The sequence below is a fragment of the Chitinophaga sp. genome, from assembly GCF_039596135.1.
Classification (GTDB): Bacteria; Bacteroidota; Bacteroidia; order Chitinophagales; family Chitinophagaceae; genus Chitinophaga.
The window spans coordinates 85742-104286 of record NZ_JBCNKH010000009.1; the positions used below are offsets into that span (position 1 = coordinate 85742).

At 45.7% G+C, this 18545-nt stretch carries 14 protein-coding genes; 2 read left to right on the forward strand and 12 right to left on the reverse strand.

From position 1 onward, the window contains the following. Nucleotides 1-10 precede the first annotated feature (10 nt). From ABDW16_RS08865 to ABDW16_RS08890, 6 genes are all read right to left on the reverse strand, one after another. Nucleotides 11-1336 (reverse strand): RagB/SusD family nutrient uptake outer membrane protein, encoded by a 1326-nt coding sequence (locus tag ABDW16_RS08865; protein WP_343669133.1) that lies wholly within the window; start codon nt 1334-1336, stop codon nt 11-13. 13 nt (nt 1337-1349) lie between these two features. Beyond that, nucleotides 1350-4370, reverse strand: a complete 3021-nt coding sequence (locus ABDW16_RS08870) for a TonB-dependent receptor (RefSeq protein WP_343669134.1) — start codon at nt 4368-4370, stop codon at nt 1350-1352. A gap of 1 nt (nt 4371) precedes the next feature. Next, on the reverse strand, nt 4372-5589 hold the full coding sequence (gene soxC / locus ABDW16_RS08875) for a sulfite dehydrogenase (protein WP_343669135.1): 1218 nt from the start codon (nt 5587-5589) through the stop codon (nt 4372-4374). A gap of 26 nt (nt 5590-5615) precedes the next feature. Then, nucleotides 5616-6146 carry a cytochrome c gene (locus ABDW16_RS08880; protein WP_343669136.1) on the reverse strand — a complete coding sequence of 177 codons (531 nt, stop codon included), beginning with the start codon at nt 6144-6146 and terminating at the stop codon, nt 5616-5618. A 192-nt stretch (nt 6147-6338) separates the two neighbouring features. After that, nucleotides 6339-6590, reverse strand: a complete 252-nt coding sequence (locus ABDW16_RS08885; RefSeq protein ID WP_343669137.1) for a hypothetical protein — start codon at nt 6588-6590, stop codon at nt 6339-6341. Nucleotides 6591-6671: 81 nt separating this feature from the next. Further along, nucleotides 6672-6839: a hypothetical protein gene (locus ABDW16_RS08890; RefSeq protein ID WP_343669138.1), complete on the reverse strand. Its 168-nt coding sequence runs from the start codon at nt 6837-6839 to the stop codon at nt 6672-6674. Between the two features lie 404 nt (nt 6840-7243). On the opposite strand from ABDW16_RS08890, the gene ABDW16_RS08895 reads away from it, so the two are divergent. Together ABDW16_RS08895 and ABDW16_RS08900 are read left to right on the forward strand one after the other, a co-directional pair. Further along, nucleotides 7244-8743: a HAMP domain-containing sensor histidine kinase gene (locus tag ABDW16_RS08895; protein WP_343669139.1), complete on the forward strand. Its 1500-nt coding sequence runs from the start codon at nt 7244-7246 to the stop codon at nt 8741-8743. 13 nt (nt 8744-8756) lie between these two features. Further along, on the forward strand, nt 8757-9458 hold the full coding sequence (locus tag ABDW16_RS08900) for a response regulator transcription factor (protein ID WP_343669140.1): 702 nt from the start codon (nt 8757-8759) through the stop codon (nt 9456-9458). On the opposite strand, the gene ABDW16_RS08905 is transcribed toward ABDW16_RS08900, so the two are convergent. The 6 genes from ABDW16_RS08905 to ABDW16_RS08930 form a co-directional block, all read right to left on the reverse strand. Further along, entirely contained in the window at nt 9445-10311 is an 867-nt protein-coding gene (locus ABDW16_RS08905) for a cupin-like domain-containing protein (RefSeq protein WP_343669141.1), read from the reverse strand. The two genes, ABDW16_RS08900 and ABDW16_RS08905, sit on opposite strands and share 14 nt — an antisense overlap. A gap of 20 nt (nt 10312-10331) precedes the next feature. Next, a complete protein-coding gene (locus ABDW16_RS08910; protein ID WP_343669142.1) occupies nt 10332-10529 on the reverse strand; it encodes a hypothetical protein in 198 nt (65 codons plus the stop codon). Nucleotides 10530-11231: 702 nt separating this feature from the next. Then, complete coding sequence (locus ABDW16_RS08915; RefSeq protein WP_343669143.1) at nt 11232-12254, reverse strand: glycoside hydrolase family 43 protein; 1023 nt, start codon at nt 12252-12254, stop codon at nt 11232-11234. Between the two features lie 68 nt (nt 12255-12322). Next, nucleotides 12323-13039, reverse strand: coding sequence for a DUF3823 domain-containing protein (locus ABDW16_RS08920; RefSeq protein WP_343669144.1), 717 nt, complete (start codon nt 13037-13039; stop codon nt 12323-12325). A 10-nt stretch (nt 13040-13049) separates the two neighbouring features. Continuing rightward, complete coding sequence (locus tag ABDW16_RS08925) at nt 13050-14942, reverse strand: RagB/SusD family nutrient uptake outer membrane protein (protein ID WP_343669145.1); 1893 nt, start codon at nt 14940-14942, stop codon at nt 13050-13052. A gap of 20 nt (nt 14943-14962) precedes the next feature. After that, the gene (locus ABDW16_RS08930) at nt 14963-18361 is read right to left on the reverse strand and encodes a TonB-dependent receptor (RefSeq protein ID WP_343669146.1); all 3399 of its coding nucleotides are present in this window, start codon (nt 18359-18361) and stop codon (nt 14963-14965) included. Nucleotides 18362-18545: the final 184 nt, after the last annotated feature.

Sequence of the window (18545 nt, forward strand, 5' to 3'; positions counted from 1 at the left end):
GTAAATGGTTTTATTTGTAACCAGGATTTTGTTCCAACGAAGCATCTGCATTTAATTCAGCAATCGGAATGGGCAGGAGATAGCGATTTGCATCTGTTACGCCCAGTACATCGCCGGCTCTGTTAGTACGTACCAGGTCGTACCAGCGATGGGGCTCAAATGCAAATTCCAGCCTGCGTTCATTCTCTATTGCTAATAAGATATCGCTTTGCGAAGTGGCGGTACTGGCACTCAACCCCGCCCTGTCACGCACTGCATCCAGGTCGGCCAGCGCACCTTCCAGTTCATTCAGCTGTGCCCGTGCCTCTGCACGGATCAGGTACTGTTCTGCTATTCTCAATATATAAGCAGGGTCTGTAGCCGGACTACGGTAGTAGAAGTTGCCATACCATAATCCCTGGTTAGTAACAGCAATTGCCGTGTTTCTGTTACCTGCTGCATTGAGTAAGGATACCAGTGCATCGTTTGGTGCCCACTGCCGTGTACCACCATTTGCAGGTGGCTGCCAGTAGTTACGATGACCATTGGTGTTCGTAGCACTGTAGGAGATTTCAAAAATAGATTCTGCAGTGGCGACTACATTGTTTGCAAAGAAGGCGCCGTACGGCTTCAGCAATGTATAGCTGCTCGCATCACCTATCAGTTTGGTTGAATAGATGACTGCAGAATCCCATTTTTGCTGGTAGAGGTAATAGCGGGATAGTAAGGCCCATACTGTTTTGCGGGTGGCGCGATAGCGATTGGTTGTTTCAGACAGTAATGATTCTGCCGTATGCAGATCGCTAAATACCTGTGCATAGGTATCTGCCAGCGTACTACGCCTGATGCCTTTTGTATCATTGATGGTAACCGTAGGTTTCGTTACCAGCTGTACCCCGCCCCAGGTGCGGGCAAGGTCAAAGTAAGATAAGGCCCTTACAAAATAAGCTTCACCCAGCAGGGTATTTCTATCTGCAGCAGCAAAGGAGCTATCTGCAATACCGGGGATCTTGTCAATAACCTGGTTAGCCCTGTTAATGGTTACATAAATACCGGACCATACGGTGCCAACATTTGCATTATCTGCTGTAACAGTATGAGAAATGAACTGCTGAATTACTGCCTGTGAGCCCGTCCATTGTATATTATCACCAGAGAGATAACCGAAGGTCTGGAAGAGTGAACCATAGTAATCATCATCGCCCAATGCGCGATACATACCTCTCACAGCGGTTTGCGCAGAGGCTTTGTCTACGATTGTTTGTTCATCAGATACTGCATCGCGTGGCTGTACATCCAGGAACTTTTTGCAGGCAGCCAGCGATAATATTAAGAGTATATAAATAGCTTGTTTCATGATCATGTTGAATTTATAAGGTAAGGTTCAGGCCAAACTGGAAACTACGTGGTTGTGGTGGTGTTCCCAGGTCAATGCCCTGTACCGTCTGGGTGGCAGTAACGTTTGCTTCCGGGTCAGGTCCTGTGTATTTGGTAAGCAGCCAGAGGTTGGTACCAGATGCATATACCCGCAAAGCATGTATCTTTTTCAACCTGAAAGTATATCCAATGGTCAGTGATTGCAGCCGCAGGAAGGAGCCATTTTCGATAAAGCGGCTATTTTGTTCCAGCTTATAGTTGTTACCTACGCTGGTCAGGCGGGGTACGTCTGTCACATCGCCCTCTTTTTGCCAGCGCTTCAGCTGACTTGCAAATAATACCCTGTTTGCATCACGGGTACCACCACCCTCACCAAAGAAGCGGTTCAGGTTGAGAATCTTGTTTCCATACTGAAAATTAAACTGTACAGCAGCGTCAAACCCTTTATAGGTAAAGCTATTGTAGATACCGCCATAGAACTTAGGTAAGGCATTACCTACAATCTGCCTGTCTGCCACCGTGATGCTTCCATCCTTATTCACATCTTCAAACACAGCGGCACCGGTCTTGGTATCTACATACAACTGTTTATACATCCAGAAGCTATACATAGAATATCCCTGTTGCATCCTGATCCAGTCACGGTTATATTGAGTAATAGGTACCGGCAATTTATCCACACGGTTTACATTGCCTGAGATAGTAAATGCCGTATTCCAGGTAAGATCTTTACGATGAATATTATCAGTACGGATAGCTACTTCATAGCCTTTATTACTGATCTCGCCTGCATTGGAATAATAGGTACTAAACCCGGAAATAGAGGCCACGGGCAGTTCTAACAATACATCCGTCGTTTTCTTCTGATACAGGTTCAGCTCAATGCTGACACGTCCATCCAGCACACTGGCATCCAGCCCGATGTTTACCTGTCTTGTCTTTTCCCAGCGCAGGTCAGCATTTGCAATCTGGTTGGGCGCAGTAGCGGCTTTATCGCCACTGCTTTCATTGTCAGGATAACCTCCTGCGCCACTCCATAATCCTTTGGCAGCAAAATCATCGATGCCATTGGAGTTGCCCGTGATGCCATAGCTGGCGCGGAGTTTCAGGTCACTTAAAAAGTGTACATCTTTCAAAAATTGCTCTTCCTTCAATCGCCATGATACACCTGCAGAAGGGAAATAGCCCCAGCGGTTATTTGCACCAAAGCGGGAAGATCCATCTGCACGGGCACTCAATTCTACATAATATTTGCCTGCATAGTTATAATCGAGCCTGGCAAAGAAGGAGGCCAGTGTAGACTTTGTCCATGTTTGCTCAGATGTGCGGGTAGAAGCAGAAGAGATATCTTTATAACTGTTGTTTGGAAAACCAGTTCCCTGTGCAGATGTTTTGGCGCGTGTATTACTCTGTACAGTATTCCCCAACAGTGCACTGAGGTTATGACCTCGACCCAATTGTTTTTGATAAGTCAGGGTCTGCTCATTGATCCAGGTACTATTCTGTGTGAGTGCCGATGTAGCCAGGCCATTGGTAGGAGAGGCTCCCAGCTGGGTCAGGTTATTCCAGTATTCTGATTCATCGTAATGATTATAATCCACACTCCAGCTGGAACGGAATTTCAAAGCAGGCAATAACTGGGCATCTACATACAGGTTCCCGATGTAGCGCAGGCTCACTGTATGTACATCATAATTATCCAGCAATACCTGCAGGTTATCAAAACCTGCCCAGCGTGCAGGAGTGCCATCTGCATTTGTCTCAGGCAGGTAAGTAGGGGTATGCAAGGCAGATTGCAGCAAGCCACCCTGCGGCCCGTCGCCGGCACGGGCCTGGTTGCGATAGGAGCGGGTGATACCATTACTTACACCCACCTGTACCTTATCGCTGATGCGATGATCTACATTCAGTTTCAGACTTGCTCTTTCAAAGTAAACAGGTTTAATATCCGCTTCCTGTTTGGAATAACCTGCGCCGAGATAAAACTTAGTTTTATCGCCACCACCATTTACAGCAATGTCATAATTGGATAATTCTCCTGTGCGAAATAATTTATGCAGGCGATCATATGTCTTTTGCTCTTCCGGCAATCCCCGGCCGCCTTCTGATGCGGGGCGGAATGGGCGGTTGGCATATGTTTGATTGAGTGCAGGATTGTCTATACCTGAATTGATCCAGTACTCATTGATCAGTGTGGCATGCTCAGGACCAGTGGTGAGATCCCATAGTTTAGGTGCTTTTGCATAGCCATGAGAAACGTTCGCACTTACTTTGGTAGGTTGGTTATAATTACCCCTTTTAGTGGTTACAATCACGACCCCATTTGCCCCCCTTGAACCATAGATAGCAGTTGCACTGGCATCTTTCAGTACCTGCACATTTTCAATATCACCGGGGTTGATATCTGCCAGGGGCGAGGTATTGCGACCACCTGTGCTCACCGTCTGCAAACTGGTATTGTTTACAAATACCCCATCTATTACATACAGTGGATCATTGCCGGCATTGATACTGGTAGTACCGCGCACTCTTACAAACACGCCATCACCGGGTACGCCTGTATTACTATTTATTTGTAATCCTGCGGCCTTGCCCTGTAGTTGTGCATCGAAGCTGGCTACCGGCAGCTGGCGGGTTTCAGCGGCATTGATACTCGCCACACTGCTAATAAGGTTACGTCTTTCCTGTGTACCGTAGCCGATCACTACTACTTCGCTGAGTTTCTTATCATCAGGCAAAAGAACTATATTCAATAATGCCTGTGTCGCTTTTACCTGCTGTGACTGATAACCTAAATAAGTAAAAAGCAATGTGGAATTCTCAGGTACCGTTAGCTGAAAAGAGCCGTCAGCACGGGTGAGCACACCTCTTTTTGTGCCGGTTACCTGTACACTTACACCCGGCAATTGCTGCCCGTTATTGTCCGTCACCCGTCCTTTAATGGTGATGTCTGCAGCCTGCACATGTATATACAGCAATACAAGCAGGCAGGCATGAGTAATAAATTTTAGCATACTATATCCATTTTTCTGGTTGATACAATACTTGTCCGTCCCTCCTTATCTGCCAGGAGGTAACGGGGTTCAGGTGGTAGCCGGTGCCGATACCCCTGTCGGCGATGATCTGTTTGAGAAAAGGTTGTATATAACCGGTATCATCTATTGCACGGCTCATGATTTCAGTTGACTGCCCGTTCCACTGCCACAGGTAACGGAAACGGGTGTGTGCCTTATCGAATACAGGTTCCTGTAAGCGGGCCGGGTACCAATGTTTTCCCCCATCTGTGCTGATTTCTACTTTCGCTATTTTGCCATGCCCACTCCATGCGATGCCCTGAATTTCTATCCATCCTTTTTCTACCTGTACGGGATAAGCTGGATAGGTGATCACCGACCGCGCATCCATGGTAAAGCTGAACTGGCGGATCTTACCGTCTTTTACAGGCTCTGTATATTTCGATGTTTCTTCTCTTGTCATGAAAGGAGCATCTGCTACTTCTATGCGGCGCAGCCATTTGATACTGGTGTTGCCTTCCCACCCCGGTAGCAGCAACCTGGCCGGATACCCTTGCTGCGGGCGGATGGCCTCCCCATTCTGTGCATAAACAATCATAGCATCGTCCAAACCCTTACTCACAGGAATGCTTCGTGTCATCATTGCAGCATCGCCACCTTCCGCCAGGAACCATGTAGCTTTTGGAGCGATCCCTACTTCGCGGAATATGGTAGAGAGCATTACGCCTGTCCACTCACTCTGACTGGTGAGTCCGCATATTTCCTGCGGTGTAATAGTTTCTTTATCCGGTTTTCTGAAGTTGCCGGAGCATTCTATAAAACAGGTTCTTGTCACAGCGGGAAACCGCTTCAGATCGTGCAATGAAAAAATAGTAGGCCGCTCAACCATGCCATGGATCATGAGTTCATATGTATTGGGATCAATAGCAGGCACACCGGCATGATGTCTTTCAAAGTGCAGATCGGATGGTGTGATGGTGCCAAACAGATCCTGCAAGGGTGTTTGTGAAGAAGTCAAAGAAAACTTCCGTTGCGGTTGCTCAAAAGGGGAACGGCTGCCCAGCGGCCCTGGCAGCGGTCCCTGTACTTTAGTAGGATCCATCGTGCTGGCAGGAATACCTGTCTGCACCATTTTTCCAAAAGCAGATTTTACCAATACGACCGCAGCGGTCATGGCTCCGCCAAGAAGCAGTTTCCTGCGACTCAATTGTTCCTGCATAACTCATGATTTTTTATCCTGCCTGTTCAATTATCACTGACAACGTATTTACTCCTTGCTGGCATTACGACCGTAGGCAGTGTGTGCGCGTTTATGACAAAGTTTTCATTAATCAGCTGATTTCTATATAATAACCAGGCCGTGATACTGTATACTTCCTGGTCTGTTAACGATCCTGGTGCATTAAAAGGCATGGCGCGACGTATATAATCAAATACAGTAGTAGCATAAGGCCAGTAATTGCCAATGGCTTTTACCCTGAATACAGTCTGATCAAAAGGAATGGCATTTGCAGTATCAGGCGCTACCAATACATTGAAAGGGCCTTCAGTACCCGTGTTGCCATGGCAGGAGGCACACTTTGCCGCATAGCATACACTACCTTCACTAACAGTGCCTTGCCCCGGAGGCAATCCTGTACCATCAGGTGGTATAGCTGCAGGTACAGCAGCGATTTCCTGCTGCGTAGCAGCACGACCAAAGCCAAAATGATCAGGTTTGTTTTCTGAATGACATGCGATGATTAATACACAACAATACAGTATGTGTTTGAACATTTATTACAGTAAAGATTGCTTACCTGGGTTACGACCTATGCTGATTTTTGGTGGGAAATCCTGGTGGGCGCATGGGTTGTGGTACAAATATATAACGCAGAATTTTAAAGTCCACTATTTATGTAGACTATTTTAATAAAAATAATGGCATCACAAATTGTGATGCCATTCCAATCCATTATCTGGGGCATATCAACGTTCCATCATATCCAGGATATCAGTCCAGATAATTCGCGCGATCTGCTCACTCTCCACCATTCTGATTCTCTCTGCCGGCAATGCCATACTATCTTCCTGCCAATCCATATTGTCCGGCATGAAATCTTTCAGAATGTTACCACTTGTGACTACTTCATAGGTGGTTTCATGGCGTGCCTCATTTACACTGATCACAATCTGATAGGACCGACCTTCTATATATACTGTAATTGTATTTTTTTCCATAACAAACAAAAATTAGTTGTGCTATTGCGACAATACGTCGCAACAGTGGGGTACAAATGCTGTGAGATCAGATATAGAAAGCTAACCATGATTGGCCACGCGATGTCCTGCTTTTTTCGCCTCGCCGGTAGGATGGGGGCCCCTGTTTTTTTCCTTGTTGGTGGTCAGGCCAATGGCTTCGGCCTGACTGGGGTGCTTCACTTTCTTTCCACCTTCATGCTTTGTTCCTGCATACTGTTTTTTTGCCATGTCAACTCGCATTTTAATGGGTGAGTAATAGAAGAACACTTAGGCTAAATCAAAAGGTTTGCCAGCTTGTGAAGCGCAGGGTTAAATAATGTTAAAATGCTGATAATCAATACACAATAAATAAGAGCGGGACTGACTCTGTTACCGTGTAAAAACCGCACGCTGCACGCCAGGGGGCTATTAGAATGAAAAACCTGTTGAGACCTGGTTCTCGGCCTGGCTTGCAGCATGCAGTTTTAAAGCTGAGTACTTGTATCGTGGTAATATTTAACACAAAGGAGAGGATGCAACCTCTGGTAATAACGGTAAACTATGTATTGCTAAATTACCAATCCCGATCATTAAAAGTTGTCAATGAATTTCAAACGAATTGTAAATGAAATTTAAATTCCCGATATTTAAATATGAACAGAAAAACGCGGATGGGGCTTAAACTGGCGATTGAAAGAATATATTTGCCTTTCAGGAATTATTTCATGAGGCATCCGGTTAAGGTTTATATCACTTCTTCTGTTATCTGTTTCATTGTATTGGCGATTGTCCAGGTCATGTTAGTATACAATACCTATGATCTACTGAACAGGAGATTCTACTATGAAAAGAAAGGACGTATCAATGAACGTTATACAAAAGCTATCATTAACGACCACGTCTTTCCAGGTGGAAAAGATATTATAGAAGGCATGTTGTCTCCCCGGTACCATGAACTCGAAAACCTTTATAAATCCGGCGATACCGCCCGTTTCAGCCAGGCAACACAGGTACTGCTCCGTCATATTTTTCATGCACTCATCAACAAGCAAACCGCAGATGCGCTATTGAGAGATATCAAACTCAGGGAAGGCATCCATGATTCGTTAAAATACCTGCTCGTTGTAACACGCATCGACCTGCAGTTTGCCGATCTGAAATACGTGAACATCTACGATAAGCGAAAAAAGTACCCACTCATAGACGAAGCTATTCAGACCCCCAAAGGGATCCACATCTTTGGCGACCTTACCAACCCGGATGAACAAAGTCAGATTATCGGCCTCTTTGTATCTGATCCAAAGCCTTATACCTACTCCATTAGTTTTTCACTCTACGCGGACCCTTACAACCGCCGGCAGCTGGTGTTCAAACAAATGCAGGGCATTCTCACCATGAGCCTGCTCTCGGTATTGGCTATCATCATCCTGTTTTTCATCACGCTCCGCAACTGGATCAAACAGAAACATATTGCCGATGTAAAAACTGATTTCATCAACAATATTACCCACGAGTTCCATACCCCACTCTCCGCCATCATGGTGGCCAACAAGAATATTCAGAACGAACGGGTACTCGAAAATAAAACTGCCATCCGCTCTCTCTCTGATATCATAGAGCGGCAATCCCAGCGATTGAAGCTATTAATCGGCCAGGTGCTGGACATTGCTACCGTCGATCAGCTATACGTGCAGAAAGGCCCTGAAGACCTGAATGTACTGATCAGTGAGATCCTTACAGATTTTAGTATCAAGTTCCCTTCAAACAACCTGCAATTGTCATTTATTCCTGCCCCGGAAACGATTGTAGTCGAGGCAGACAGTTTCCATTTTACCACCCTGCTACTCAACCTACTGGATAATGCAGTGAAATACAATCTACAGGAAGTAAAACATATACAGGTCGCCACCATAGAAACAGAACCAGACATCCAGATCTCAATCAGTGATAACGGAATAGGCATGGATAAAGAAACAATCCGTTATATCTTTGATAAATTCTACCGAAATCAGAAAGACCTGACGCAAAATGCCAAGGGTTTAGGGCTTGGCCTGCATTATGTAAAACAATGCATAGATGCGCACCAATGGACAGTAAAAGTGGAAAGCGAGCCTGGCATGGGAAGTACATTTGTAATCATTATACCTAAGTGAAAATTGTAAGGGGATGAAACACAAAATTCTATTAGTAGAGGATGAAGCAGACCTCGGAAACGTTGTAAAACAATACCTGGAATTAATGGATTTTGATGTGGACTGGCAGCAAAATGGCCGGACTGCCCTGGACGTGTTTGAGAAATCGCCCAATGCCTATCACATTCTGCTCATAGATGTAAATCTACCGGGGCTGAATGGATTCGAACTGGCGGAACAGATTATCAAACTCAACAATCATGTACCTTTCCTTTTCCTCACTGCAAGAGGGGAAAAGAATGACCGCCTGAGCGGCCTGAAGATAGGTGCAGACGATTATGTGGTCAAACCTTTTGATGTGGATGAACTGGTACTGCGCATCCGCAATATCATCAAGCGAAAGCAACCCATTGTCAGCGCAGAGCCTGCCCAGCAGCGGGTGATTAATATAGGCACAACCCAGCTTTTTATAGATTCACTGAAGCTGGTAACGGAGCAGGGAGAAGAGATTATTCTTACCCCCCGGGAATGCGATTTGCTGGTGTTGTTCTTCAACAATGTAAACCGTGTATTGAAGCGGGAAGAAATTCTCACTAAAGTATGGGGATCCAATGACTACTTTGTAGGGCGCAGCCTCGATGTATTCATTTCGCGTTTCCGAAAGTATTTCCAGCACAATATTAATATTAGTATCAAGAACGTATATGGTATTGGTTTTGTATTTAATGTAAAATAGAGATCGCCCTGTTGGCGCGGTTATAGGCCGTTTGGGTTTTGTATTCAAACCACTTTTTGCCCAGCAGCTTACGCATTGCATCGTCAAAGCGGCGGGTGATAAAGATGTTCCTCACCCCAATGGCCCTTTTAGTGAGTGATACAGGCAACGCCCTGTAAGCCACAGAATATCCTGCCGTTTCGTATTGTATATAATGCCAGTATCCAGAAGGAATAAAGATCGTATCTCCCACATTCAGCGTACACTCATATCCATCTAAAAGGCGCAAACCGGGGTATTTATCATAGTCAGGATGCCGAAGGTCTGCCAGGCCATGGAAATTCCAGGGTAAGCGATAGAGCAGGCTTGCCTGGTTATTAGGGAATAACCATACCCGTTTTACCCCATGCAGCTGTGTAAGAAATACATGCGACATGTCGATATCATAATGGTACCTCACCGACGAACCCTCACCGCCAAAGAACAGGAATGGCAACCAGGTAAGCAGATTGTCTGCCAGCTTTCGTACCTGCAGCTCCTTCCGGATATCTGGTCTTTCGCGCAGCAGGTTAAAAAGAAATAACCGGCTTTCAGTAGGTCCGGCGGCTATCAGGTCGAGGTAATCCCCAAACTTCATTTTATTGCCAGCCTGGCTGGTGGCCTTGTCCAGGTGCGCATTCTCTTTTTCATGCACTGCGACCAACGTATTACCGGCTTCTTTCTTAAAATAGTCATAGTTCCATTTTGTCAATATATCCTGGCTCTCCGGTAAAATAAAGTCCTTAATCAACGCTGGTTTTCCGGGTTTTACAAATTCAGAGGTGAACTGCTCCCGGCTATAGCCGCTGACTATGTTTACAGGTTTCAGATGCATATGTGTACTTGTCTTTTTATTTAGTGCCTGGTATCGATACAGACAATCTTTGATGAGGAATCAGCGTTGGCTGCTGCTACCTTCATGGCAGGTGTCTCCTGCTGGTTATTTAACTGATGCTGTTCTACACTCACCGATATGGTAAATGCGGTGATCACCGCGATGACACCCAGGGAGGCAAGTGAGGCCGCATACTGTCTGCATAAGTTCAGTTTCATAACTTTTCATTTTAAAAAGGACTGCAAGGCTGCTGACACAGCCCTACAGACCAAACAACAGAGAACAGAAGGTTGATTTTTGGACCCTGACCGGCAGGTATATGCATAGCAATACAGGTCCGATAAAGGATCAAATTATTTCCAGGGTGAATAATAAAACTGAATTTGTTTGAACAGTGGTGGGCTGTATCAGGTGGTGGTAAGAACAAATTTAATGGGAGCTAACCTATTTTCCAAAAAATAGTCCATAATTTTTGTAGACTAAAAGAAAGGAAATGATCTTCAATATGATACAAAGGAACATGCTTACGAAAATTCCCTTTCGCAGTAATTTTAGGTTCTCTTAAGTGCGGGTTATCAATGCGTTGCTTTTCTGCTGCTGTAGTGGTATACTGTTGTCTGATGTTTTTCTTTGCTCACCTTGCCCTTGTGGCCGTAGATTTTATTTACTAGTACAAATACAACTGTAATGCTCGCAATGATAACATAATGCAATACTATTGACGGCATATGTCTGTGGAATAAATTGTTGATAGTGCTGTTTAGTGCTATTTGTAGTGCGCCCTTAAACTTAACCGATTTCGTAGGAAAAGATACTGCACTATTGCGAATTTCACATCACACTTTCCTGTTATTAACAAACATTAACACGGCCCGCTGAGGCTGCATTATGTATCATTGCGAAACATATTATATTAATAATTAAGGCACTCTCAATTCCGTCTTTACAGACACTGGTTTGCCCAGAACAGGCATGCCATTTTTGTCCCAGGTGAAGGGTTGCATACGGGGAGAACGCTTATTTCCACACCCATCGCCAGGATGATCATTGGCATGGTAGAGTATCCAGTTTTGCTTACCGTCAGGTGTGGTAAAGAAGGAATTATGCCCCGGTGCATACACACCTGTTTCGGGCGATTGCAGGAACATGGGCTTTGCACTCTTCTTCCAGCTGGCGGTATCCAGCAGGTTGCTATTGGCATCTGCTACCAGCATACCTAATGCATAATGATCTGTCCAACACGCAGATGCGCTGTAAAACAGGAACAATTTATTGCCATGTTTCAGTATCTCCGGTCCCTCGTTTACATTTACGTGTGGCAGGTTTGGATCATTCAGGTCACCAAATCTTTCCCAGTCATACACAGGGCGGGAGAGTCTCACCCGTGGGCCCGTAATAGTGAGTGGATCCTTCATTGCTGCAATGTAAATGTCCTGCTCTCCGTTGGTATCTCCTTCCCAACCTGACCAGATCATATACAACTTTTGTTTGTGCTCAAATACAGACGCATCAATGGCCCATTTATCTGAAGGGTCGGCCACCTTTCCCTTCATTACCCAGGTACCTTCCATAGGATCAGGGGCGCTGTTTTCCAGCACATAGATGCGGTGGTGCTGGTTGTCGCCCCCGTCTGCACAGAAGTATACATACCATTTTCCCTGCAGGAAGTGGATTTCCGGCGCCCAGATGTCTTTTGAATAAGGACCGGTGGCAGGCGGGGTCCAGATGTTTTTGTGCGGGGCATCGCCCAATCTGGCCATATTGGCGGTTTTCCAGAGCTCCAGGTGATTGCCCACGGTATGCATGTAGTAGTAATACCCATCCTTGTACGTCACCCAGGGATCAGGTCCGGAGGATAACAAAGGATTGTGAAAGGTACTTTTCTGCTGTGCATTGCAGGCAAAGGCACAAAGCAGGATACAAAGCCGGAATACAGATTTCATATACAAAAATTAAAAAACCGCTGAATACAAATTTTCATTGCACTCAGCGGTTCGGTGATGACTAATATTTAAAGGTCAATTTTTACTACGGTAGAATAGAGCAGATCTTCCACACCGGCGATCTTCACTCCAATCCTTGCGTATGCATAATTCTGCGCACCTGTGGTACCTATAGATGAAAGAGAAGCAGGTATGTCTACAGACATGGATACGTTATTCAGATCGGTGATACTACTACCTGCCAGCGTAGTCCTCGCCACATAATTGCTCTGGTCTACGATGGCCGTCTGGTTCAGGTAAAGATACACGTTTTCAACACTTCTCGCATTGGCATCGGTGATAATCTGTTCCAGTTTGAAAGTGGCTGCTGCTGTGGTACCACTCTTTGCAATCTGCTGGTTACGGATCATGTAATAAGGCATTACCTCTATATTCATAGTCGTGCTGCCAGACAGGTTCAACGGAATAGTATCACTGTTAGTGGCATTGTTCGTTACGGATCTGAATGGACCCTGACCAGCAGGAATAATCAGCTTATAAGTACCGTTGAACAGGAGGGAAGAAAATGAACCATCTTCTTTGACCTGCACTGCGATCGCGCCACTCTTACCCCAACCCGGTTCCCACAGTTCAAAATATACAGCCAGCGAAGCAACATTGATGGCTTCACCCTGGTAAGTGATACTACCCTGGAAGGTAGTTTTTGGTTCATCATAATTATCCTTCTTGCATGCAAATGCAGTCATGGCAATCAATAGACCGGTGATATATTTTCTACGAAACATAATTTTCATTTTACTGATTAGGATTCTTTACCAGCTTAGGGTTATTACTCAGAATGTCTGCTGAGATAGAAGAATAGTAATTACCCAGGTTGAAACGGTGTGCCGCTGTTACGTTAGCAGGTTTCACTACTTTGAACACATATTTACCATCGTTTGCACTGCCTGGGTTATAAATTTTATAAGGCCAGAGACCGTAGATCATGGTATTTACTTTATCAGCTTTCCCGATATTGGCCTGTAACTCTGTGGCATTAATGCTTTCTCCGTTCCATACTTTATGAGCCAGGCGCCAGCGTTTGTTATCAAACAGTTCATGCCCTTCAAATGCCAGTTCTACTCTTCTTTCATGCACAATTCTGTCAAAGGTGATGTCTGCAGCAGTCAGTGGAGTGGTCAAACCTGCTCTTGCGCGCACCGTGTTCATATAACCTGCTGCCACATCGGGCTGATTCAGTTCGAAAGCGGCTTCCGCAGCGTTCAGCAATACTTCGGCATAACGATAACGTACCCACCAAACTTCACTCTGTGTACCCAGCTGTCCGGAACCTACAGTAGGATCCATGAATTTACGTACCAGGAAACCTGTCTGTGCAGAATACTCTTTACCATCTATAGGGCCATCAGTACCTACTATCTGTACACCTGTAGGGCCACCGGGAATATTGCCGATTTCGCCATAGGTATCGCCACTGATGATGCTGTAAGCACCATTGTTCCAATACATAATACCTGCCCATATGTCAAGGTCCTTGCCTTTGAATTTAGAGCCAGGCAGCATGATGGTACCACCTAATCTTGCATCTCTGCCAGCGAAGATGTCGCCCGGGTTGTCGTAATAGATGTAGTCACTGCCGGAGTTAGTGGCAAATGGCGCATATGTGTTGTCCAGTTTTTCATACTGCTCAGCAAGGTTAAGGGAAGGATTCACGCGACCACCCTGTTGTTCTTCGGCTGAAGACCATGGCTGGTTAGCGATTGTCCATCCCTGTACCTTTCCGCTTTTCAATTTGAAATCCTGTGCAAAGATCACTTCCGGGTTATTGGACTTATCATAAAATGTTGCTGCAAAATTTTCCTGCAGATCTTCTGCTTTCTTCTGATAAAGGGAATATTTACCTCCATTGATCAGTTCCTGTGCTGCAGCCAGTGCTACCTGGTAGTAGCCGGCAGCTTTATCAGCAGGGATACCTACTTCGCCACCGGCCGTGATTACAGCAGGTGTAGTAGTTCCATACTTTGCGATAGAAGCTGCATAAAGCGCTGCCCGGGCCTGCATGGCCAATGCTACGCCTTTGGTAGCTCTTGACTGTGTGCCGGCATCATCAGGTAGCATGGTTTTGATCGTATCCATTTCTGAAATTACGAAGTCATATATTTCAGATTCTTTCGCTCTTGCATGTTGCAAATAGGTAGGATCGCCACTGAAATCGTAAGTCATAGGCTCGGTGATCAAAGGCACACCACCCATCCGTTTTACCTCTTCAAAGTACAGTGCAGCACGCAGAAAGCGGGCTTCGCCCAGGAAACGGGTACGTGCATCGTCACTCAAAGCCGTTGCTGCAGCACACTTCTGAATAAACAGGTTCAGGTCGCGCATCTGGCCGTAATCCCACAATGACCACCAGTCATAAGGATAGTCAATCTGTTGTACACGCCAGTATTCACTGGCCTGAGAAGGGAATGCTTCGTCAAAGTTGGTAAACTCCACCCAGTTGGTAATGGTCTGCTGATCTACATAACGATTGTAAAGGTCAGCGAGTACTGACAGTACCAGGCTTTCACTTTTCCACACAGCTTCGTCTGTCAGAATATTGGAAGGATCAGTTTGCAGAAAGTCAGCATCCTTTTTACAACCAAACACGAACACAAGGGCAGCTGATATGATTAAAAGATATTTTCTCATCTAATTGCTGTATTAATGGATCAAAAGGAAAGGTCAAAACCAATATTCACATACTTACTTTGTGGATACGTGAGACCGTTATCATCAGCGACTTCAGCGTCTATACCTGTCTTATGCAGATTGTCGATAGAGAACAGGTTATAAGCGTTGATGTAGGCACGGAAACGTTCAATCCTGGCCTTGGCAAGGATGTGCTTAGGAATGGTGTAACCCAGTTCCAGTGTACGTGCCCTGATGTAATGAACGTTAGTGAGCCAGAAGTCGGAGTTCTTATTGTAGTTACTATGACCTCCATTGTTGAAACGCAGTGCAGGATATTTACCGGCAATCCATTTGCTGTTCAGGTCATAAGGATCTTCCCTGTGCCAGCGATCGTTGTAGAACTCTGCCAGCAGGTTACCCTGGTTGGTATAAGGAATACGCATTTCGTAGTTACGGTTGAAGGAGTAACCCGTACCTGCAGAAAAGTCGGCCCTGAAATCGAAGTTGCTATATGCTACTGTAAAGTTGAAACCACCGTTGATGATTGGGTTCTTACCGGTACCCCATCCAATAGGACGGGTATCCAGGTCGTTAATCACACCATCATTGTTCCAGTCTTTGTAAATCAGGTCGCCTGGTAATAATGTTTTGTTTCCGGCTCCGTCGATGTTTACAGGATAGTTGTTGATCTGCTCCTGTGACTGGAACTGCCCGATTACGTTATATCCCCAGAATGTATTACTGTACCGGTTTTCGGAAGAGTTACGATAGTGATCCCATGAGTTCAGGAATACAGGTTTGTAGCTTTTCAGGTTTTTTGGACGTGCGTAAGAGAAGTTAGCACCTACTGTGAAACGAACTTTCTTGATCTGCCCCTGGTAGTTGACAGAAAACTCAGCACCGGATACCACATCGCTCTTCACGTTTTCGTATGGCAGTGTATAACCCAGTTCGCTTGGTACGAGGATGTCGTATTTGGTACCCAGCAATCCTGTTCTTTTTCTCTTGAAGTAATCTACTGCACCACTGAGCTTGTTGTCCCAGAAACCAAAGTCAGCACCTACGTCCAATGTTTTACTTACATACCAGGAGATGTTATCAATAGGTACGCCTTTGTAAGCAGAACCGATCACTGACTTACCATCCAGGATCACCGTAGAGGAGTTGTAGTTATAACCGGAGAGGTAGTCGTATGCAGTCAGCGGAATTGCATCATCACCCAGCTTACCATAGGAACCTCTCAGTTTCAGTTCGCTCAGTATTCTTTTGCCACCTACGAGGTTTTGGAAGAAAGGTTCTTCAGTAAGACGCCAGCCGGCCTGCACTGCAGGAAAGGTACCCCAGCGTTTGTTAGGTGCGAACTTCCAGGAGGCATCTCTTCTTGCAGATACTTCCAGGTAGTATTTGCTGGCGTAGTTATAAGTGAACCGGCCTATGTAACCCAGACGGGCAGTAGTAGAGTCGTAATCATTATAGGTATCCATCGTACTGAAGTAGATCAGTGGCAGATCGTTGGTAGTTGGCACGGCATGCAGCCAGTTGTCAATTTCCCTTCTCTTGATCCTTTCTGCTACTACGGTACCGCCTACGTTATGCTTGCCAAATGAATGTCCATAATTCAGTTGTAACTGAATGGTAGGAGACAGGTTGGTATGGTTATCTCTTTCCCGCCATGGGTTGGAGCTACCACCTGTTACATTGTAGGTGTCAGTATTTGGATCATAAGTATATACATTATAAGTATACTCGTGACCATTCATGATCCTGTTTGCATAGAAATAAGAGAACAGACCTTTTGCGCTCAGACCATCGATGGGAAACTTGTATTCCGCAGTCAGGTTAGTTTGCAGTACGCGCCAGTCTTCGTGCCAGTAGCCGGACAACTTCTTGTTTTGCAAGGCCCAGTTCTCCGTATTGTGCCCGATATTGTTGGGATAATTGGGGTTATCGTTCGCATAAGGGCGTTCGATAGGCGTGTTTCGCAGGATAGCGAAACGAGCTTCCCAGTAGTCGTCCACACCGGGTACACCTGGCTGATCACGGGTTTCCACGCGGCCGTTGATCTGTGCACCGATTTTGAAGTTGTCAGAAACTTTCGCTTCGATATTGCTCTGAATATTGGTACGTTCGAATGTGAATTCTCTGCCCAATACAGAATATTGTTTCAGGTGAGTAGCAGATACGTAGTAGTTGATCCTGTCGGAACCACCGCTGAAGTTCAGGTTCAGGTTAGTCAGCGGCGCATTGTCTTTCACAATAAATTTATACCAGTCAAAGCTCTTGTAACCGGTTTCAGTACCTGCTTTCCATTTTTCCAGTTCAGCCTTGGTGATGGTAGTAGAACCATACTGGTTCATTTCTGCATCTGCTTTACCAGCCATCCATTCATAAGCGTTTACGCCTTTGGGAAAGCGGGTCCAGTTTTGCCAGCCGGTATACGCTGCAAGGTTGATTGTATTGCGGCTGTTCAGTTTACCTCTCTTGGTAGTAACCACTACTACCCCATTCGCGGCCCGCATACCATAGATGGCAGCGGAAGCGTCTTTCAGTACAGTGATGGTTTCAATATCGTTCGGTGCGATGTTGTTGAACTGACCCTGATCCTGCTGGATACCATCAATTACGTACAACGGATCACCCATGTTGCGGATCTGTACAGATGCACTCGCACCCGGACGTGCGTCGGACATACGAAAGGTTACACCCGGCAGTTTACCTGCCAGTACGGTACTTACAGTAGATCCAGCGTGTACATCGCCCAGGTCTTTAGAAGAAACTGAAGCGATGGCACCGGTGAGTGATTCTTTCTTTTGTGAACCATAACCTACGATCACCACATCGTTCAGCGAAGTGGCAGAAGGTTCCAGTGTGACGTTGATGACGCTGAGTCCATTCATCTCTACTTCTTTGGTAGTATACCCTACATAAGAGAAGATGAGGGTACCGGAGAGGTCTGGTGCATTGAAAGCGAAATTACCTCCGGCATCAGTAACGGCACCGGCGGTACCGTTTTTGAGTTTTACGTTTACCCCAGGGAGTGGTGTTCCTTTTTCGTCTACCACTTTACCCTGAACGCGTACGACAGCATCCGCGGCATAAGTAATTTCCTCTACGTTGCGTAATCGATTGAGTACAATTTGCCGCCCATCGACCTGGTAGGAGAGTTGCAATGGGGCAAGTAGCTTATCGAGTACTTTACCCAGTGGCTCCTGTCTGGCTTCCAGGTTGACTTTGCGGGAAGCGCTGATAAGCGTGGAAGAATAGAGGAATTTCACATCAGCCAGTTTTTCGATCTTAGACAGCACCTGGTCAACGGATTGCTGACGGGCATCGATAGATACAGGCTGGGTGAGAATTTCCTGGGCCTCAGTGGACTTTGAATAAGTGAGACCGGTACATAACGTGGCAATTAGCAGCTGGTAAAAGCATGTACGCATGACCATAAAGATTAAATCATGGATTCGTAGTCTTTTTTTCATAACTTGAATTGTGTTCCTGTTTGTAATGGGAAATAGAAAGGGTGTCTTATCCCAGTGGAGCGGGTATAAGGCGGTGCCGCAAGAGTATTCATTTCAGCCAGTGGTACGGCCATACCGCTGGCTTTTTCATTACGTGATGTAA